This is a genomic window from Tenuibacillus multivorans, from assembly GCF_900103915.1.
GTDB lineage: Bacteria > Bacillota > Bacilli > Bacillales > Alkalibacillaceae > Tenuibacillus > Tenuibacillus multivorans.
This window is the reverse complement of sequence record NZ_FNIG01000001.1, coordinates 491,007-510,951: the sequence shown is the minus strand read 5'-3', so window position 1 is coordinate 510,951 and position 19,945 is coordinate 491,007. Positions and strand designations below refer to the sequence as shown.

Sequence of the window (19,945 nt, the reverse complement as noted above, 5' to 3'; positions counted from 1 at the left end):
ATGATTTACACGTTAGACCGAATTGAAGATGATAAATATGCTGTTTTGTTGCCTCAAGACAATGAGGGTGACGAAGTGATTGTCCATGTGAAGACTTTGCCCGATGAAATCAAAGAAGGTGATGTTCTAGAAATTAATTGGAACAATGACAATTCCATCAAGCAAGTGACTGTTTTACATGACGAAACACAAAAACGTAAAAAACAAGCAACAAACCTACTGAATAAATTAAAAAATAAAAGACAGAAGGGTTAGTGCATAATCCTTCAAGTCTTTTTACAATTAGATTGTTTATTATAATTTAATACTTATTTTTTTGCTAATAGGCGATTCACTTTTTCCTGTGCCGATATTAATATGTCCTGGACTTCGTTTGGACTCAACTTAAACATCTTAGCAACCCTTTCTACTGGGCTTTCTTTGTTATTAAGTAAAAGATATTCTTTCAAATCCTTAGATTTTAACGCCATCGATTGATCAACACTTTCAACCGCACGAAGGATTTCTTTTTCTTTGTTAGGTAAATGTTGAATGGCATTTCGTCGCTCGAGTTCATCAATGAATTCTTGAGCTTCTCTATTCATTTCTTCATTATGACTATGATGCATATTAAACACCTCGCCTCATGGAGTTTAACAAATGACTATTAATAAATACTTTACACTATCAATTATAATAAAAAAGGACACTTCGTAAAGGCACTGTTTCATTTCGGTATGGCTTATATAAGAGTTATTATATAACCACTACTATAATGCATATTGTCAGCTTAATCTAACTTAGCACTATCATATGTTATATATGTCTGTCCCCAGCCCCAATCAGTTTCATTATTTAATGTTTGCAACCATTCATAATAAAGTAATTGCACATCCATATCGTCAGGATCCTCCTCAATCATTCGGAAGATACATTCTGGATGAAATAGTGCTCCCCATTCATTTGAATGAAATAATTCTTCAAACCTCTCACTGTAGCAATAGTCACAAAGCATGTTACTTTCTCCTTCCCAATATTATTATTCATAACTATAATCGACCACTTAAACTAATAGGTGGGGAAGGAGATGTAAATAAATAATTTTTATGATTTTATTTTTACATGTTACGTTAATTTACCTGATAATTTCGAGCAACACTTTATAGGTTACTCAAACAAGTTAATATTCTCGTGGAATGATACAATTATTCTTTGAAAGGGTGATATATATGAAACAATTAATTAAGTATCAAAAGTATATATTCTATAGTTGCATTATGTTTGTTTTTATGTATCGATTATTTCTTGCAAATATACCAGAGTTCTTCCCTTTAGCGTTTGAGTTAGGAGATATTTTTTATAGGTTTAGTTTTTCATTTTCAGCTGCATACATATTTTTCTTATTAGTTACTAAAATTCCTAAATCTCAAGAGAAAACTCACATTTATACTTACGCTAATCACAAAAAAGATATTATTGTTAATAGTTTCTTTCACTTGGTAGAAAAATTGATAGAGTATTCAAATGATGTCGCAAAAGATCCTCAAAAACCTATAGACATTAGGAAACATGCGATAGCTAAAGTTCTTCTAGAACAAAAATCTTTAGACAAATGGAATCTAAATGAATATGATTGTAAAATCATATTTAGTCTAATAGAGCCTTTGAATGATTCTCCTTTTTATAGAATTAGTAACCATGATGACTTTCCATTTAAACCTATTCCTTGGGCTAAACACCTAAATAGATTTTCTTACAATATAAGGAACGAAATACTAGAGCTTTTTTCAGTCATGCCACACCTTGAAGCTAAACATGTAGAAGTTTTGACCACAATATTAGAATCTGATTTTTTTAGAACGTCAAAAAACATCGACACATTAGAATACGGAGAAGATCTAGAATATTTACATTCATCTTTTTATATTCTTTATCAAACAGTTCAAGAATTAAATGAAAAATGGGAGTAAGAGTAATACTGCTTTTTTAGAACTGGGTTGTTATTTTCGTGAATCTCCCTTTATCAAGTGCATCAGTATACTTGTATATAGATTCCTATAAAATAAATTAACCTTACTTCCTAGGGATTAAGGTTAACTTAGGTATATATTGAATAAGCCACGAAGTTTTTATGTTCAATACTTGCTTTCCAGTTATTAGCTTTTGGTTATGTTATGGGACAGGTTACACATAATAAATGGGAATAGGGTTATCAGTTTCTATTGATGCAACTATTGAGCCCACTGTATTATTTGAAACAAAACAATTTTCTTATTCGGATAATAACAGACCATACTCTCTTGTGCTCAATCAAATGTCTATCTAATAAACATTGATAATTTCTCACACATTATTAAGAATAGTCTAGCAAAATGCTAACACTCACAAAACTAAGCTACCACAATGTGATAGCTTAGTTTTAATATATATAATTTAAAACCTGTATAGGATTCATTAGTCATTCCAATTTACCCACTATTTTGTGTATTGCAATATAGCCATCGCTGCTTTTATTTGGTGATCAGTATTGTCAGATTCCAATGCTTCTTCTAATATTCTAAGAGATTTTTCTTCTAATTTTACATTCACCTTTATTTGACGTTCCTTCTGTCCATATAACAATTGTTCAAGTTCAGACATTTCATAAGGATATTTAAATTGTGTTACTGTTCCACGGTTTCTAAGCAATTCTTGGATCTTAGAATTTAAATCATTCTGATCAACAACTTTTACCCAATTAACATCTCTCTGATGGCACATTCCATCATCATTATTGTCGTATTTATCTTCATAACGATATGGCCCCACAATTCCTATGTGTACTAGGTTGTTCTTATTAGAAGATAATAATACGATATCACCTTCTGTCATTGTATTAACAAATGCATTTACTACACCCAAACAATATCCAAGCTTCTGTCCTTCATATCCATACTTTTTTTGTAATTGTTCCTTAATTTCTTCACGACCTGAATAAGTTAAATCTCCAATCCCAGGCCACCCAATACAAATGAACTTATCATGAATAAACTGATTTTCTCTGTCAATACCATGTGGTTTAGATTTGATTTGAAACACTTTCATTTGATACCCTCCTTTACCCTAAGGGATTATTAGGGTTTAAATATATAATAAACCACAAAATAACATTTGTCAACCCTCAATATTCGTAATGGTTGTTTAGGGTTTATGAGGGTATTATATTATAATTTTTAATTCACACTACTTTGATACTATTATCGATTGAGGTTATTAAAGTGATAAAGGTAAAGCTATTTTAACTGTCATGAATTTGGTTTTATTTTGATTGGATAGATTACGAACTACAAGAATTTGGAGTATCATAATAAGGAGTGGATCAAAAGGATTGTTTAGATGATTCTTTATAAAACTTGCTTTCTAAAAGGATGTAATCATTCATATGGGACACAATTTGATGAAATTCACTGAAGGAAGTAAATGTCTAAGTATTTTAAGCTCTATAAAAAATTACACTAACTGCTTGATACGATTTTAGGTCAAATGATTATACAAGTGTTTATATAAAATGTATTAAGATGCTGTTAGCTTTGGGAAAGTGCATGTATTACAACTTCAACCTAGACAGTCCTATAATTAGTAAAATCACACTAATGCTTGTAGATAACATCCCAAATATATATATCCAATTAGGAACAGAATTCCGATCTTCGTCTGCAATTTCTACATCTTCGTCTATAACTTTATAAACCTGTGTATCTGTTGCTCCTATTTTTTCTAGATTATACACCCTTTCTTTATGCTTTTTCATTGTATTCATTGCTATGATATTTGGAATTGTTAATCCAATAATCAAATGAAGAATTAAATTCACTAATGCTACCCAAAATAATAGTGTGTATCCTGATATATATAGAACTAGAACTGATAGTATGCTAATTGCTAGAAAAATGATCCCCATATTAATTCACTCCTTGAGTTTCCCTTATCTCAAGGATATCATAACTACAAATTTGGAAAAGATAAAAGTAAAAGCAACTTCTGTGCTGAATGATCTTTACCATACATACAAAAGAGTTGCTTGAATGAACATACATTAATAGATTCTAATGACTTTGCCTTTTAGAATTCATCTTTTAAAAGGCTTTTTTGCCATGTCCTTTTTTATCTCTACCCTCTTCAATGTTATCCTTCAACAAACTTTTTCTATTTTTTTATCTGTATTTTCACTTTTTAACTTTAGAAAAATTAGTAGATTAATAACTTTATTTACAGATGGACTTTTTGAAGGGGAAAGGACAGTACAACACTTAATAATATCTGAGACAAAATAATACTCAGTCAAGAAAAAATCTTGACTGAGTATTTATTAAGACACTAATTTTAATTAGTAACGTTTTGTTCAGCAAAGTTTTCTACTGCGTTTTGACTAGAATCTTCTAAGTCATCTGTACTAGTAGCAGTGTAATCAACAGTAACTGTATAACCTGCAGTAGGTGCAGTATCCAATGTTAATGTAACATCTGTACCGTTTACACTAGCATCTTGTACATTAACAGTTTCAGGTGTTGATCCATCTGTAGAATTAACACTAAACGCTGCAGCGTCCGCAGTACTTCCAGCTAATGCTTCATCGAATGTAATAGTAAGTGATGTTCCTGTAACAGAAGCAGAACTTACTGTCGGTGCTGTAACATCATTTGCAACAACTTGAGTTGTTCCTGTAACAACATTGTAAGCATCAGTGTCATCTGGAGTGAATGTCCACTCAAAATCTGAAGTTGAATCTACTGTTTGTGAACCATCAGTCCATGCTAATGTTCCTGCAACTGGATTACCATTACCATCTTCAAATGAACCAGATAAAGTAGAGTTATCTAAAGTCTGTCCTTCATCTACTGCTGTTGCTGATACAGCTGTATCTTCAACAGGGTCTACGCTATTCTCGTCTTATACCACTTATTCGTGGCTTTCGGTTCGAGCCTACACCATACAAGCGACTTTCATCGCATACGGCGTGCCGTCAATAGGACAATATATTCTCTTTTCCAACAAATTTCGCCAACAGGTTGAAAGGAAAGGCTTACGCTATTTCGCAAGCCTATATAATTAGATTTCATTATAGGGAAATAAGTAATCAATTAAGAGATACCTACTGACTGGGTTCCTTCGCTCCTGCTAGTTTTATCCTCCTTGAATGTTACCACTCAAGTTCAATTGGCTAGCAATCGTCACTACTACAAACCCGCTGCCATCTTATTAGCGTCGTCGATGCTAACACATCTCGGTCCAATAAGACTTCAAACGTTCCATCATGACCATCCCTTGTTTTGATGACCTTAGACTCCCACTTTTCAGTATGAGAAGAAATAGTTTAACAACTCTAATTCCCTATTTCCTACTATACGATTTCAAGTATAGAGACCAATACTAAACTCCTAGCTTAGCAAACCATAGTATTGATTAGCTCATATTGGATCAACGTGGATTCGTTTACTAGTCATAGCCATCTTTTAAGGAGCCCCGCCTCAGACTCTCACTGAGTACGACTTCACCTGACTTCACCCCTTCGGCTTGTTAGAGCCTCACTGGATGCAGGAGGATTAGGCGCATGGTAAAAAGATGAGCTGTTACCATGTTTGGGGTTCACACCCAAATTTTGGTCACGATAGTTAAAGAATACCCCAAGAATGAGCAACTTGAAAAGAGCAATATTCTTAATCTATTCTTGAGTGTCATTCTTGAGGTGTATTCTTCACTTCTTTCGTTCACTTAGTGAACTTATGAAGTAACGTTTCGTTTAGTTTTATTCAGGAGCTGCTTCTAAATCAACTTCTAGATCGAAGTCAGAAATAGGGTTAGCTACACTTGATGCATCGTAAATATATTCGGCACCATCAGCAGAGATTTCTAACTCACCAGTATAGCCGTTAGTTACTGTGATTACTAATGTATTATCACTAGTGCCAACTTCGTAATCTGTTCCAGCTTCAAGTTTGTTATCATCTTCATCAATAAGCACTAGGTCAGTTTCTGCAAAAGTGTTATTGTGAGCTAAGTCTTCAGTAAATGTTAGAGTAACAACATTGTCTGCGACATAGTCGTCTTCATCAGTATTTAATTCTGGTGCAATGTGGTCTTCAACAGTTGTTGATCCATCAAGTAAAACACCTGTACCAAATTCACTGTGAGTGTCCTCAGTTTCAACTGCTTTATATACATCTGTTTCTGCTGAAGGATCTACAGTTCTTACTTCTAATGTGATATCAGTATCAGGAGCTTCAACTTCGTTTAGACCATCAGTTAAGTCTTCAGCCAATCTGAAAGTAACTTTATTAAGTTCGTTTTGGGTTACACTGCTTAAATCTAATTTTTGGAATCCATCAGTACCTTCATACCCAACAACAAACTCATCACCGTCAAAGTCAGTTAAGCCATCAGTAAATTCTACCTCAATAGTATCATTATCAACAACTTTCACAGATTCAGCACCAATTGAATTAGTTAATCCATTATTGATTTCAAATGTATCTGTGAAATCAGAACGGTTACCGTCAGCATCTTCAACTCTACTAATTTCTACTTCAACAGGACCTTCATTTTCTATGAAATCAATTTCTGTGCCTTCAGCTTCTTCAACAGCATCTTCATAGTCTTCATCATCAAAATTGATTTCTACACCTTGGTCGCTATTAACTGATTTGATGCTTACATCATCGATTTCATCTAATACTACGTCACCAATTTGGTACTTAGATAAATCAAGAACTGAATTGTTACCTTCAGTATTCATTTGACGATTAAAGTCAACGGTAATAGTTACATTACCATCTGCATCAGTTTGATAGAACTTACCCTCGAAGTCCTCTGAAACATCTAATGGTGCTACATTTTTCATTGTTAAATCATGCTCAGCATTAGCAGTAGCATTTCCTGCTGAATCTTCGATATCCTCAGTAACTACTGTAAATTCGCCAATTTGGTCGTCTTCAAAAGTAATTGTTACTGTTTTACCATTTAATTCAGCATCATCTAATTCAACTTCTTCATCATCACTATTAAGGACCGTGTAATTATCTAAGTCTTCAGCTGAGTCTTCATTTAGGTTTTCGTTGAATTCAATAGTGAATTGATCTTGCGTATCCTCTTTTTGTTCAACTTCTTCTACAGTTGGAGCTTCTTCATCTAGCTCTACACCTGCAGTGATTCTTTCTGTATCTTCTTGAACATTATCCCATAGGTCTTTAACTGTGTCTCCACCTACGTAAACATATGCAGAACCACTAGGAAGGGCATGTTCTTTATCGAAAGTAACAGTAACTTCATTACCGTCGATTTCTACTTTTGAAGCGTGGTTACTTGAGTTAGTATGATAGAATTCTTCAACTAAGTCGTCATTTTGAACAACTTCTTTTTCTTCATCTTCGAAGTCTTCTGACTCATAATAGTCACTGTGGTAAGCAACTAACGCATTTTCATCTTCAAATGCAATATCTTCATTAAAGACTAGAGTGATTTGAGATTTAGTTGCATTTCTATAGTCATCTAATACAGGTGCTTCTTCATCAGGTTCAACATCAACTTCAAATGTTTTTGGAGTTACGCTATAGCTAGCATAGTCCTCTAAATCATTTGTAACTGAAAGTTCATAAGTGCCTTCTTCGAAGTCTGAGTAGAATGATACACGTGCTTCTTTTCCACCATTCTGAAGAATAACATCATCAACATTATAAGATGAACCATCTTCATCAGTTAGTTCAAATCCATCTTCTAAGTCACTTTCTTCAGCATTTGTAATTGGTTCACTGAATGTAACTTTTACTGTGCGGATACCAATCACTTCTGCATCTTCAGCTGTTGGAATGTCAGTATCAGAGAATTGGAATTCTTTTTCTGTCTTTTCTGCTACTAATTTAGCAGAAACAGTTAAAGTTGCATTATCTTGCTGATCAACGCTTCCTTCAAGGACTAAAGTAGCTTTTGAGCCATCTACTTTAACATCTGCAAGGTCGATTTTATCGCCATTTGCATCTTCTAATGTGTAATTCTCAAGATTAGCTGCTTCAGCGTTATCACTCATGTCTTGAGTGAATTCAACTGTAACAGTTTTAAGGTTATTCGCACTTACATCTTCAACTTCTGGTGCATAACCTTCAGGCTTTTCAAGTTTGCTACCTAAAGCATAGTCAGTGTTTGCAGTTAATAGTGCAAAGTCACCGCGTTTCATGTTTTCTTGAGGAGCGAAAGTATCCTCATCTTGGCCAGCGATTAGCTCTTGTGCATATAGAGCTTTAAGAGCGTCACTATACCAAGTGTCTTCAACGTCGTCGAATGGAAGCTCAGTGTCTTCAGCATCTTCAACGTCATATGCAGCATAGATTAATTGTGCTAGTTCAGCACGAGTCATGTTGTCTTCAGGACGGAATTCATCGTCCTCACCAACCATAACTTCTGCTTCGTATACTGCTTTTACTGCTTCAGTGTACCATTCATCTTCTGGTACATCACTGAAAGGAAGCTCAGTGTCTTCGCTAGCTTCTAAGTCTAGCATACCCATCATTACTTGAGCTGCTTGACCACGAGTAACAGATCCTTCTGGTTGGAATTCGCCGTTACCCATACCGTTAAGTACTCCAGCGTCTACCATAGCCATGATTTGGTCATAGTAGTAATCACTAGATGAAAGGTCTGAGAAGTCTTGTGTGTCAGCTGATACTGCTGCAGGAGCAACTGCAGAAGCTACCATAGCAGCTGATACGGATGTCGCAAATACTTTACGACTATTCTTACGTAGATTAGCCATTAATCATTTCCTCCTTGAAACTATAAATTTATATATTTGAAAACTATAATTAAAAACACATTTAAATATGTAAAAATTATAGTTTTCATTGATACCTGACTGAGTTCATATGTATTTCTTGATGACTCTATGAAACTCATACTAAAAATATAACACTAGTAAATGGGAAAATCAATGAATTTTTACATTCTGATTTCATTTCCATCTTAATACTATTACAAATTTTGCAGAAAAATCAAGAAAATTTCTATATTCTTTTAACTATTATTAACAAATAGAATTTAAATGTCAATAATTTTTCTAATATATTGGCTAAAAATTTACAAAAGATTCATATTTATCTTCCTATATATTATCGGATGTGCCTTTGAATCTTTTAAATTTTTACAATATCCTACTAATTTATCTATTCTTTCTCGACTTTTTTTGATAGATTATTATGTATCAACATATATTTGTGAGAGGAGGATACATAATTCAATGAAGCGATCTCTTTTATTTAGTTTAATATTCGCTTTAACGTTTTCGTTTACCATTCCCGCTTCTGCTGATGAACATGATGATGTTTCAGGTCACTATTTTGAATGGGATATGCGTCAATTAATTGATCAAGGTATCTTAAATGGGTATGAAGATGGTACTTATAAACCTGATCGTGAAGTGACGCGTGCTGAGTTCACTGTTTTTATCGTGAATTCATTAAATCTATCATTAAATGATAGCAATGTTCAAAGCTTTAGCGATGTTGGTGAGAACAGTTGGTATTATGAAACAGTTTCGATTGCAAGTAGTCATAATCTAGTAAATGGTTATGATGATGGCTCGTTTAAACCGAATGCTAAGATTTCTCGTGAAGAGATGTCGGTTATGATTATGAATGCTTTAACGTTCAGTGGTGTTGATGCTGACAATGCTGAATTAACGTTTGATGATGTGGGTCAGATTCAGTCCTGGTCCAAGCCATCAATTGAGAAGCTCGTGACGTTAGATGTAGTTGCGGGAAAATCGTCTGGTGATGAAGTGAATTTTGCACCGAATGATAATACAACTCGTGGTGAAGCGTCGGCTTTACTTAATAGAATGTTAGGTTTAGTTGATGTGCCAGATGATTCTGATGATGGTGCTAAGGACCCTGATGCTGAGTACACAACTTCATCATATGATATTAGTTTTTCAAATATGATTAATATCCAGATGAATAAGACTCCAAAAGTGGATGGGGCTGGAATTTTTATAGCTAGTCAGCTGGTTGTTGAGTATTATGCCAATCCGGAAAATTTTGACCAAGATTCAAGTGAATTTTACCAATTCTTAGTTCTATCGGGTCAGTCCGGTTTATCGGCTGATGAAATTAATAACGACATTTTAGATGGTAAAGGCATTTTAGATGGAGAAGCTCAGGCGTTTATTGACGCGAGTAAGGAATATAATGTGAATGAGATTTATCTGATTGCTCATGCGTTCCATGAAACCGGTAATGGGACTTCGACATTAGCAAAAGGTGTCGGGGTTGATGAGAATGGTGAAGTTCCAATGGAAGAGAATGATGATGGTGAAGAAGAACCCGTCATTATTCGCGATTTAGATGACGAACGGATCGACCATATCGTTTATAATATGTATGGATATGGTGCGGTTGATAGTCAGCCAATTCGTGGCGGCGCGAAATATGCGTTTGATCAAGGCTGGTTCTCCCCTGCTGAAGCAATCGAAGGTGGGGCTGAGCACATTAGCCGAAATTATATTGGTATTGGACAAGATACACTGTATAAGATGCGCTGGGATCCTGAAGACCCAGGGGACCATCAATATGCGACTCATACACAATGGGCTACAGTTCAAGCCGAAGAAATTCATGATATGTTTACTGAATATGATTTAACTGATTCATATGCGATGCAGTTCGATGTTCCTGAGTTTGAGGACATGCCAGGTGAAACGTCGTTACCTCCAATTGAAGAACGTTATGCGGTGTTAGATACGTATAATGGTGTCATGATGGAGTCAACGGCTGAGCCGCACTTGAATATGCGTTCTTATCCGAATACTTGGGCGAATAATGAAGTTGGCGAAATTCCAGCAGGTGCTCCAGTTGAAGTCGTAGGATATAACGGCGGTTGGTACAAGGTTGATTACGACGGTACCACGGGCTGGGCGTCAGGTGAGTTCTTAGAATTTGCCGTTCCGCTTAAGGTTGATGTTGGTGAAGGCTATACATTAAATGTTCGTAGCGCACCTTCAACGAATGCTGACGATCTCGGTTCCCTTCAAAATGGTGAAGTGGTTCCAGGTATTTCAGATAAAGGCGATCAACCAGCGATGGACGGTGATTGGTACTTAATCACATATAAAGGTGAAACAGCTTATGTTCATAGTGATTATGTGATTGATGTGAAGGCTGAGGAAGTTGAAGATACTGAAGAAGAATAATAGATTTAGATGGAGGCTCGCCGCTGGTTGCGGCGAGCTTCTTTTTTTGTTTTGGTACGGGGGTCTGGATGGCCTATGATATAGGTTGAGTGCCCGGTGGATGTGTCTGATTCCCCGATTATGAGAGTTTTTTGCCCAATGTAGGGTGATGTTTCCCCAATCATGAGAAGTTTTTACCCATTGTAGAGTGATAATCCCCCATTGATGAGAGGTTTTTGCCCCATGTAGGGTGACGATTCCCCAATCATATTAGTTGATCACCCAATGAACTTTATTTTCTTACATGATTTCGTAACAGAAATGTTATTTCTAGCGACTATTAATGTATGGTATTATTTAGTCATATGTACTAGTTTAAAGGAGTATCGGTATGAGGCGTGTAACTATATTAGGAGTACCTTTTATTCATATAGATCAAGATGGATTTGTTTCCTTATTAGAAGAAAGGATTTCAGAAAAGAAAAAAACGTTTGTCGTAACAGCCAATCCAGAGATTGTGATGCTGGCTCAGGAAAATGATGAGTTTATGCGTCTAGCGCATGAGGCGGATTTTGTAACGGCGGATGGTGTCGGTGTCGTTAAGGGCGCTCAGTTGTTAGGCGAGCCGTTACCTGGTCGTGTCACGGGTTTTGACACGATTCATGAGTTGTTTAATCGTGGTGACGAGAAGGGTTATCGTTTCTATTTTCTTGGGGCTAAGCCTGAGATCATCGAGACGGCACAGGAGAAAATCGTGAGTCAATATCCGGGGCTTGAGATTGTCGGTTATCGGGATGGTTATTTTGACTGGGATGATCCGTCCGTAGCTCAGAATATTAGGGATGCGAATCCAGACATCGTGTTAGTCGGACTTGGTGCCCCGCGTCAGGAGAAATGGATCAGTGAGCATTTAGATGAATTTGATCATGGCGTGTTTATCGGGGTTGGTGGTAGCTTCGACGGAATTGCGGGTACGATGAAGCGTGCACCGAAGATTTGGCAGAAGCTCAACTTAGAATGGTTATATCGCTTATTCCAGCAGCCGAGTCGTTGGCGTCGGATGTTAGCCCTGCCTCGGTTCGGGTTAAAAATTTTAAAACAGAAAGTTAAGGGATCACGATGAGTCGGTCGACGTTTATTAAAAGTACGGTCATTTTATCAGTCGCGACGTTAGTGTCGAAGGTGTTGGGGAGTATTTTTCGTATACCGCTTCAAAACATCGCGGGTGATGAGGTGCTCGGGATTTTCAGTTTAGTGTATCCGGTTTATATGGTGGCGTTGATTTTGTCTGTTGCTGGGATTCCGATTGCGATTTCGAAGCTGATTGCGGAGGCGCGGACGAAGGATCATCAAGGGGCTATCCGGGAGATTTACATATCGGCGAGCATTTTAGGTCTGTTGTTCGGAGTGACGAGTTTTCTTCTTATATTTGCGTTCTCGGATCAGTTGGCTTATATGCTCGGTGGGCCTGAGACGGAGCTGGCGCTAGTTGTCGTGGCAGCAACCTTGCTAGTCGCACCTTATATGGCGGTTTATCGTGGGTATTTTCAAGGGTTTGAAAATATGACGCCGACTGCGGTGTCGCAGGTGATTGAGCAGTTCGTCCGTGTTGGGATTATTTTAGTGGCGGCTTATGTGTTGGTTCAGCAGGGGGCATCGGATGAAGTCATCGCTGGCGGTGTCATGTCAGGTTCGATTATCGGGGCGTTTATCTCACTCGTCTTTTTACGCTGGACGTATATGCGCTCGGATGTGAAGGCTGTGGCATCGGGCGAAGGTTATTCGTTTGCGACGTTTAAACACTGGGCGAAGCGTATTTTAAAGGTGTCAATTCCGATTGCGATTGGGACGATTACGATGGCTTTAGTCAATGTCGTCGATTCGTTTACCGTGCCATTGGGTTTGCGGACGGCTGGTGTTGAGACGGGTGACATCAATTATTTATACGGGATTTACGGTCGTGGGCTGGCGCTCGTTCAGATTGCGACGGTGTTCTCGATGTCGGTCGTCCTCCCCCTTGTGCCGCTGATTACGAAGAAGTTGGCGGAGCGTCAGTTTGATGAGACGCGCTCGGTTATTGAGCGAGCGTTTTACATGACGCATTTAGTCTCGTGGCCGGCTGCGGCAGGACTGTTTGCGTTGACGCTACCAATGAACCTCGCGCTCTTTACCGATTTAGAGGGGAACACAGTCCTTGCGATTCTAAATGTGAGTTCCGTGTTTACATCGATTGTAGTTGTTTCGATCGGGATTATGCAGGGGATCAACTGGGCTGGTCGTGCGGCGTTGGTTGTCCTCGGCTCGATGGTCGTGAAAACGGTGCTCAACGTCGTGTTGATCCAGCAGTTTGGCTTAGATGGTGCGGCGATGTCGACGTTAGTTGTTTATTTAATTTTAATGACAGCGACGTTCGTGTTCATTTACCGTGCAGTACCGTTTAAAGTGATGGATTTGAATGTAGTTAAAATTATGTTTTCTTCTATTGTAATGGGGGCGTTGATTGGCCTTCCAACGTTATACATGAATATCGCCTCATGGACAAGACTAGAAGCGATGGGCTATGTGGTCGCTGCTATTCTAGTCGGTGCCGCTCTGTATGCGGTGCAGATTTTCGTGTATAAAGCGATTGGGCGTGACTTATTAGCCCAGTTCCCAGTGATTGGGAAGTTTTTTAAATAGATAAGTGTTTAAGTTTAAGCAGTTTTTGTTTAAGTTGGCTTAAAAGTTGTGTAAGTTTTCCTTAAATCTATTTAAGTTACAAAATTTTTGTTTAAGTTCATATCATTTTTATTTAAGTTTGTCTCAAAAAACTTAAGCGCGGTATGAGGTTCGCGCTGAATATTACATACATAAAGGAGAGAAATGCATGTCTAAACGGATTTTACTTTTGGGGATTGTGATACTTCTGTTATTGGCTTCGCTGCCTGGGGTCGTGAATCGCTGGCAGGTTGAGGAATCGAATGCTACATATGAAACGGTGCTGCCTTATTTTGAGATTGAGGAGCTCACGTCTGAGAGTGGGATTTCGCTTGATGAGGCGTTGCAGGAATTAAAGGATGCGGGTTTAACGACGATTAGTGTTGAGCCGATTTCGCTAGATTCGATGGATGAAGATGAAATTATTGATTTATATTCGCCGACTGATTTAAAAGAGGCGCTTCGTTTTAGTGAGTATGATTTTGAGATTACGGAGGATACGGATGGCGTCTTTGTATCCCTTCCGGAGAATGAGTTTTATATGGATTTAATCTTCCAGCACTTTGAAATGGAAGAAGTAATGGTGGGATCAGAGCCATTATTACATCTTAAAATGGATAGTCAGATGTCGTTAAATACCGTTCTGGGTTATGACCAGCAGATGATTGAAAAGATTAAGTCGTATGGTTTTAATTATATCGCACGGGTCGAAAATACCGATCAATACGGGAATGAAACGACGATTGATTATTTAACGAATTTAGATGGTCAGCTTAACGGTTTACTCTTCTCGGGTGAGGAAGCGATTGGGTATCCGGATCTTGATGTGATGACGGAGCTGACGAATGAGCTTCATGATGCGGGTTATTATTTTTACGATATTGAGTTTACTCGTCAAAAAGGGAATGTGATGATTTCGCGGAATACGGGCTATGATTTTGTTCGTCTCCATAGCTTGACTCTTGATAACACTAGTTTAGAGGAAGATGTGGACCAGGCGATTCGTGCGGTGAAAGAGCGTAATATGCGTTCGTTGTTTTTACACGTGCCGGATGCGGAGCCGCATGAGAGCTTACAAGGCACGACTGAATTTTTAGATATGCTGTATGCAGAGATGCCGGACAAGTTTACGACGGGCTCCCCTGCCCCGTTTGAAGATGTCGATATTCCGTTTTGGAGCGTGTTAGCGGCGTTTGCGGCTGGGGTTGTGTTTATTTATATCGCGTCTGAAATTGTGCCGGTGATGATTTTACGTTTCGGTGTAACAGGACTGATGGCGTTATTAGCGATCGCTTACCTGCTCACGGACCGATTGTTATTTGCGCAGGCGTTTGCGTTAGGTATTGCGGTGGCGGCACCGTCCTATGCGGTTGTGAAGGCTTCGCAAAATCATGCGGGGTCTGTTCCGAACATGTTAAAAGGATTCCTGATGGCGACGCTTTATACGTTCGTTGGGATTTTAATTGTCGTTGCCGTTTTAAATGGTAACGGGTTTATTACCGGTTTTGAAATGTTCCGTGGCGTGAAGCTCGTTTATCTACTGCCGATTGCGTTTGTAGCGGTGTATTTCTTCTGGCAGATCGGCTTGCGGATGCTTAATACTGAAGCGAAATACTGGCATCTCGTCGTGATCGGTTTACTCGGTGCGGTAGGATTGTACTATCTAATGCGGACCGGAAACACGAACGAGGTCAGTCAAATCGAAATGACGATGCGCCAGCTGTTAGAAGAGTATCTATATGTCCGTCCGAGAACGAAGGAATTTTTACTTGGGTTCCCGGCGTTCGTGCTTGGTCTATATGTGATGCGTTACAGTAAGATTTGGGGACGTCTCCTGCTTATTCCTGGTGTCATCGGCTTTTTATCGATTATGAATACGTTCACCCATTTCCATATTCCGCTTGAAATTTCGTTATTGCGTACGGTTTATGGGCTTGTGTTTGGCTTAATCATTGGTCTCATCGCCATTGTTGTCTTTAATTTTGTTTATAATTATGCGCGAAAGTTTTTCCCGCGAGGTGAGTAAAATGCGAATTGTGATGTCGGGGTATTACGGGTTTGACAATGTTGGCGATGAAGCGATTTTGTTTTCGATTGTCAGGACGCTGCGCGAGCTCAAGCCTGATGTTGAGGTGACAGTGTTATCGAATAATCCGAGTCAGACGGCTGAGCTGTATGATGTTGAGGCGGTGAATCGGTTTGATTTAAAGGCTGTGCGTGAGGTGATTAAATCGAGTGATGGTTTGATTAGCGGTGGTGGCAGCTTGATGCAGGATGCGACGAGTATTAAGTCGATTCCTTATTATGCGGGGATTATTCGGATGGCGAAGTGGTTTGGTAAGTCGGTATTCGTCTATGCGCAAGGCGTCGGGCCGGTTAATCGGATGCTGTCTAAGTGGTTGTTACGATCGACGTTTAATAAGGTGGATCAGATTACCGTGCGTGATGAGGATTCGAAGGCGTTGCTTGAGCGGATGAAGGTTGCGCCAGGGGTGACGGTCGTGCCGGATCCGGTGCTCGGTCTAGATGGACGACGTTTTACTAGTGAATGGTTGGCAGATGTCAATGTGGTGGGGCCGATTGTGACTGTGAGTGTGCGCGAATGGCAGACGCAGGTGCCGTACCTGATTCGTATCGCGGATGCGCTCGATCAATTGGCTCGCGACGGTTATTCGATCGTGTTTGTCCCGATGCATGGGAAGCACGATTATAAAACGTCTAAGGAAACGGCGAAGATGATGCGCGAGAAAAGTAAGATTGCGCCGTATAACCTATCGATGGAAGAGAAAATTGCCTTAATTGGCGAGTCGGAGTTGCTCGTTGGTATGCGGCTGCACGCGCTCATTTTTGCGGCGATTAGTCATACGCCTTTTGCTGCGTTATCATATGATCCGAAAATTGATTCGTTTGCCTCGATGGTCGATCAGCCTGTTGTCGGTCATGTGCGTCAGGATCAATGGGGAGCTGAGGATATCGTGGAGGCGGCTCGAAGTTTGCATGAGCGTGACTTGTCGGCGTATGAAAAGCGTGTGGAGTCGTTGCATCGCGATGCGGTACATACGGCTGAGATGGCGGTTGATGTTTTTAATCGGAATTAATGAGTTTTCTAGCGGGAGATTTGTTTTGACAGTTATCTCCCGTTATTTATTGAGGTTTTAGGTTTTGATGCGTGTTTATGTGGAAAGATAGAGATATAGGCGTTTGGACGACTTAGGAGGAACATAACTCAATGAAAAAATACATTTATATAGCCCTGATTATTGTTGTGGTGGTTGGTGCTGTGGCGTGGGTGGGGAACTATGAGCAGTCGCTCAATACGGATTATGAACCGCCTGAGATGGACGAATTAACGGAAACTGAATACGATGTTGTTGTCGTTGGCGGTGAACCTGAAGGCGTGGCCGCTGCTGTATCGGCTGCACGAAATGGTGCTGAAACGTTGTTAATTGAGAAACGTGACGGGCTGGGCGGCCTCATGACCTATGGCATGCTGAACTACATCGATATGGTGAACGGCATTGGCGGTGAATCGGCTATCGGCGGAATTTTTGCGGAATGGCATGAAATCGTTGGTGGCGAAATTGCCTTTGATATCGAGCGTGGTAAAGATGCGTTTATGCATTTAGTTTTAAGCGAGCCGAATTTGACGCTGACGCTTGAGACGGATGTTCAGGATGCGATGGTCGGTGGCGATCAGACGGTGACGGGTGCCGTTGTTTTGCGAGATGATGAGACGTTTGAGGTGCAAGGTCAACGCTTTATCGATGCGACACAGGATGCTGATTTTGCGGTCAAGGCTGGCGCTCCCTATTTTAAAGGCGGCGGTGATATAAACATGCCTGATCGGAACATGGCCGTGACACTTATGATTCATCTAGAAGGTGTCGATTGGAGTGGCGTGAAACGCGCGGCTCAAGAGGAAGTGTTCGGCCCGGGCACCGTGACGGATAATGTTGCTTGGGGCTTTAGTGAGCTGCATTATGACTATCAGCCTGTTGAAGAGAATACGAGGCTGCGGGGTTTGAATCTGGTGCGTGTGAAGGATGTTGATGGGTCGGAGGATTTTTATATCAATGCACTGCAAATTTTTGATGTTGATGGAACCGATCCCGAAGAAAATGCAGCAGCTATTGAAAAAGGAAAGCGTGAAACTGAGCATGTGGTTGAGTATTTGCGTGAAAACTTCCCAGGCTTCGAAAATGCTGAAATTGCGAGCTATCCGAGTGAGTTATATGTACGCGAGACGCGCCATGTGATCTCGGAATACATGCTGCCGATGTCGGATGTGTGGACTCACCGCGATCATTGGGATAGCATCGCGTACGGTGGTTATCCGGTTGACGTCCAAGCAACGTCGGTGGACGACTACGGCTACGTCCTCTCCTCCCCGAATCAATATGCGATACCATTTCGGTCGACAGTGCCTTTAGAGGTTGAAAACTTAATCGTCGTCAGCCGCTCTGCTGGGTACTCGTCGTTGGCGGCGGGCAGTGCACGGATTATACCAAGCGGGATGGCCGTCGGTGAAGCTGGTGGTGCGGCCGCTCAGTTGTCGCTCGAACGCGATATGACCTTCCGCGAGCTGTCGCATTCGGAATCAGATATTGAGGATTTACGCGAAGGGTTGTTGGCGCAAGGTGCGAAGGTTGAACATTTTTCAATTGACTATCCTTATAAGGGCGAATGGTACGACGAAGCTGTTCAATTCTTGATGGATTACGGACTCGTAGTCGCAGGCTATGACAATGACTTGCAAGTCGATGAAGCGCTCAACCGCCAGCATTTCATCAATTTAATTTTAAATGGATTGAAGCGAATTAATGAAGATGCTTATAACCAGTACATTGCTGCCGTTAAGGCGCCGAGTGCTGCGGATGAATCGTTTGGCGAAGGAACGTTTACCCGTGATGGGTTGGCGGAGTATTTATTGGACGTGTTTATTGAGGGTGAATCCTTCGGTGAGCCTTGGAATCAATTGTTAGAGTTCGGCCTGATCGACGGGGACATTTACGAAATGATTCCGAATGACGCAGAGTTGGACCGCAAGCATGGCTACTACATCGCGGCACACGTGCTGCAGCAATATGTAGAGTAAAGAAATATGGAACGTTTCCAGCGTGGCTGGAAACGTTTTTTTGTTTTGGCTGGGGTGTGGGAGTTGGGTGGTTCGTCTTTTTATGGAGGTTAGGATAGATTCATTGGGGAATTATTGACTGTAATGGGGCAATTAGGGCGTTTCATTGGGGAATCAGAGCCTCTCATTGGGAAAAAACCTCTTGTCTATGGGGAATCAAACTGCCTCATTGGGGAATTATCGGCCATCATTGGGGACTCAGGGCGTTTCATTGGGGAAAAACCTCTCGTCAATGGGGACTCAGATTCGTTTATTGGGGAATCGTTGGTATTCATTGGGGAATTATCCGCCGTCATGGGGCACTCACCTTCATTCATTGGGGATTCAGCTCGCTCCATAGGCAATTCACAAGCCTGATGGGGGCATTCAGGCGAGGTGATTAGGGATTAAGTTTCAGAAAACATTGACTTTTAATAATATGTTTGATGAAATACATTAAAAGGGGGCGTGCTGTTTGAATTTTTTAAAACAACGACAAGATATCGTCTTGCTAGTCATTATGACATTGCTATTGGTCTATGATTTCTTCAACGGTGTCCGGCTTGACGGTGGCGTCAATCAGCTATCATTATTACTTATCATATTTGGTTTGTACTTGATTACACTGAACGCTAAAAAATCAAAAACGCAAAACGAGAAAGAAATATTAAATTGGCAAATATTTATAACGTGTTATTTAGTCGTACTGATCGGTCTGCTGACAGCCTTTGGTGGCGAGTCAACTTCAGGAATTTCCCTCAGCAATGTTTTCTTCTGGGCGGTTGTCGCCATATCGATTATTGAGATCATTGTTCAATGGAAAAAGGTTAAACATGTAGAAGCTACATAAGTGGTGCGTTTCCAGCTTAGGCTGGAAACGTATTTATTTTTTATTGGTGTTGCCAGCTCGATCGTGAGGAGCCCAGTCATGGGGTTGGAGTCAGCAATTTTGATGTTCATCCGCC

At 39.9% G+C, this 19,945-nt stretch carries 15 protein-coding genes and 1 pseudogene; 10 read left to right on the top strand and 6 right to left on the bottom strand.

Annotation, left to right across the window (positions count from 1 at the left end; genetic code table 11):
- Complete coding sequence (locus tag BLP77_RS02585; protein WP_093855531.1) at positions 1 to 255, top strand: DUF3006 domain-containing protein; 255 nt, start codon at positions 1 to 3, stop codon at positions 253 to 255.
- A 53-nt stretch (positions 256 to 308) separates the two neighbouring features.
- On the opposite strand, the gene BLP77_RS02580 is transcribed toward BLP77_RS02585, so the two are convergent.
- Together BLP77_RS02580 and BLP77_RS02575 are read right to left on the bottom strand one after the other, a co-directional pair.
- Positions 309 to 608 carry a hypothetical protein gene (locus tag BLP77_RS02580; RefSeq protein ID WP_093855530.1) on the bottom strand — a complete coding sequence of 100 codons (300 nt, stop codon included), beginning with the start codon at positions 606 to 608 and terminating at the stop codon, positions 309 to 311.
- Positions 609 to 769: 161 nt separating this feature from the next.
- Positions 770 to 994: a hypothetical protein gene (locus BLP77_RS02575; protein ID WP_093855529.1), complete on the bottom strand. Its 225-nt coding sequence runs from the start codon at positions 992 to 994 to the stop codon at positions 770 to 772.
- 214 nt (positions 995 to 1,208) lie between these two features.
- On the opposite strand from BLP77_RS02575, the gene BLP77_RS02570 reads away from it, so the two are divergent.
- The gene (locus BLP77_RS02570) at positions 1,209 to 1,949 is read left to right on the top strand and encodes a hypothetical protein (protein ID WP_093855528.1); all 741 of its coding nucleotides are present in this window, start codon (positions 1,209 to 1,211) and stop codon (positions 1,947 to 1,949) included.
- 505 nt (positions 1,950 to 2,454) lie between these two features.
- On the opposite strand, the gene BLP77_RS02565 is transcribed toward BLP77_RS02570, so the two are convergent.
- From BLP77_RS02565 to BLP77_RS16215, 3 genes and pseudogenes are all read right to left on the bottom strand, one after another.
- Complete coding sequence (locus tag BLP77_RS02565) at positions 2,455 to 3,063, bottom strand: hypothetical protein (RefSeq protein WP_176752937.1); 609 nt, start codon at positions 3,061 to 3,063, stop codon at positions 2,455 to 2,457.
- A gap of 502 nt (positions 3,064 to 3,565) precedes the next feature.
- Positions 3,566 to 3,919: a hypothetical protein gene (locus BLP77_RS02560; protein ID WP_093855527.1), complete on the bottom strand. Its 354-nt coding sequence runs from the start codon at positions 3,917 to 3,919 to the stop codon at positions 3,566 to 3,568.
- A 422-nt stretch (positions 3,920 to 4,341) separates the two neighbouring features.
- Positions 4,342 to 4,644, bottom strand: a pseudogene (locus BLP77_RS16215) (SwmB domain-containing protein); the annotation flags it as partial.
- Positions 4,645 to 4,714: 70 nt separating this feature from the next.
- On the opposite strand from BLP77_RS16215, the gene BLP77_RS15580 reads away from it, so the two are divergent.
- On the top strand, positions 4,715 to 5,071 hold the full coding sequence (locus tag BLP77_RS15580) for a hypothetical protein (protein WP_143001387.1): 357 nt from the start codon (positions 4,715 to 4,717) through the stop codon (positions 5,069 to 5,071).
- A 693-nt stretch (positions 5,072 to 5,764) separates the two neighbouring features.
- Here the strand turns inward: BLP77_RS15580 and BLP77_RS02550 are convergent.
- Entirely contained in the window at positions 5,765 to 8,761 is a 2,997-nt protein-coding gene (locus tag BLP77_RS02550; RefSeq protein ID WP_093855525.1) for an S-layer homology domain-containing protein, read from the bottom strand.
- Between the two features lie 480 nt (positions 8,762 to 9,241).
- On the opposite strand from BLP77_RS02550, the gene BLP77_RS02545 reads away from it, so the two are divergent.
- The 7 genes from BLP77_RS02545 to BLP77_RS02510 all read left to right on the top strand — a co-directional run bounded on the left by BLP77_RS02545 (position 9,242) and on the right by BLP77_RS02510 (position 19,830).
- The gene (locus BLP77_RS02545) at positions 9,242 to 11,191 is read left to right on the top strand and encodes an S-layer homology domain-containing protein (protein WP_176752936.1); all 1,950 of its coding nucleotides are present in this window, start codon (positions 9,242 to 9,244) and stop codon (positions 11,189 to 11,191) included.
- 370 nt (positions 11,192 to 11,561) lie between these two features.
- Positions 11,562 to 12,293 (top strand): WecB/TagA/CpsF family glycosyltransferase, encoded by a 732-nt coding sequence (locus tag BLP77_RS02540; protein ID WP_093855523.1) that lies wholly within the window; start codon positions 11,562 to 11,564, stop codon positions 12,291 to 12,293.
- A complete protein-coding gene (locus BLP77_RS02535; protein WP_093855522.1) occupies positions 12,290 to 13,849 on the top strand; it encodes a putative polysaccharide biosynthesis protein in 1,560 nt (519 codons plus the stop codon). The genes BLP77_RS02540 and BLP77_RS02535 overlap by 4 nt, the downstream gene beginning before the upstream one ends.
- 187 nt (positions 13,850 to 14,036) lie before the next feature.
- Positions 14,037 to 15,893 carry a DUF5693 family protein gene (locus tag BLP77_RS02530; RefSeq protein ID WP_093855521.1) on the top strand — a complete coding sequence of 619 codons (1,857 nt, stop codon included), beginning with the start codon at positions 14,037 to 14,039 and terminating at the stop codon, positions 15,891 to 15,893.
- 1 nt (position 15,894) lies between these two features.
- A complete protein-coding gene (csaB, locus tag BLP77_RS02525) occupies positions 15,895 to 16,965 on the top strand; it encodes a polysaccharide pyruvyl transferase CsaB (protein ID WP_093855520.1) in 1,071 nt (356 codons plus the stop codon).
- A 131-nt stretch (positions 16,966 to 17,096) separates the two neighbouring features.
- A complete protein-coding gene (locus tag BLP77_RS02520) occupies positions 17,097 to 18,962 on the top strand; it encodes an FAD-dependent oxidoreductase (RefSeq protein ID WP_093855519.1) in 1,866 nt (621 codons plus the stop codon).
- A gap of 493 nt (positions 18,963 to 19,455) precedes the next feature.
- Positions 19,456 to 19,830, top strand: coding sequence for a hypothetical protein (locus BLP77_RS02510; protein WP_093855517.1), 375 nt, complete (start codon positions 19,456 to 19,458; stop codon positions 19,828 to 19,830).
- The last annotated feature ends 115 nt before the right edge of the window (positions 19,831 to 19,945 follow it).

What these genes read in the sequence shown, in the direction of transcription:
- BLP77_RS02585 (WP_093855531.1), top strand. Translation starts at nt 1, where the DNA reads ATGATTTACACGTTAGACCGAATTGAAGATGATAAATATGCTGTTTTG.
- BLP77_RS02560 (WP_093855527.1), bottom strand. Translation starts at nt 3,919, where the DNA reads ATGGGGATCATTTTTCTAGCAATTAGCATACTATCAGTTCTAGTTCTA.
- BLP77_RS02520 (WP_093855519.1), top strand. Translation starts at nt 17,097, where the DNA reads ATGAAAAAATACATTTATATAGCCCTGATTATTGTTGTGGTGGTTGGT.
- BLP77_RS02565 (WP_176752937.1), bottom strand. Translation starts at nt 3,063, where the DNA reads ATGAAAGTGTTTCAAATCAAATCTAAACCACATGGTATTGACAGAGAA.
- BLP77_RS02575 (WP_093855529.1), bottom strand. Translation starts at nt 994, where the DNA reads ATGCTTTGTGACTATTGCTACAGTGAGAGGTTTGAAGAATTATTTCAT.
- BLP77_RS02530 (WP_093855521.1), top strand. Translation starts at nt 14,037, where the DNA reads ATGTCTAAACGGATTTTACTTTTGGGGATTGTGATACTTCTGTTATTG.
- BLP77_RS02550 (WP_093855525.1), bottom strand. Translation starts at nt 8,761, where the DNA reads ATGGCTAATCTACGTAAGAATAGTCGTAAAGTATTTGCGACATCCGTA.
- BLP77_RS02540 (WP_093855523.1), top strand. Translation starts at nt 11,562, where the DNA reads ATGAGGCGTGTAACTATATTAGGAGTACCTTTTATTCATATAGATCAA.
- BLP77_RS02580 (WP_093855530.1), bottom strand. Translation starts at nt 608, where the DNA reads ATGCATCATAGTCATAATGAAGAAATGAATAGAGAAGCTCAAGAATTC.
- BLP77_RS02570 (WP_093855528.1), top strand. Translation starts at nt 1,209, where the DNA reads ATGAAACAATTAATTAAGTATCAAAAGTATATATTCTATAGTTGCATT.
- BLP77_RS02545 (WP_176752936.1), top strand. Translation starts at nt 9,242, where the DNA reads ATGAAGCGATCTCTTTTATTTAGTTTAATATTCGCTTTAACGTTTTCG.
- BLP77_RS02535 (WP_093855522.1), top strand. Translation starts at nt 12,290, where the DNA reads ATGAGTCGGTCGACGTTTATTAAAAGTACGGTCATTTTATCAGTCGCG.
- csaB (WP_093855520.1), top strand. Translation starts at nt 15,895, where the DNA reads ATGCGAATTGTGATGTCGGGGTATTACGGGTTTGACAATGTTGGCGAT.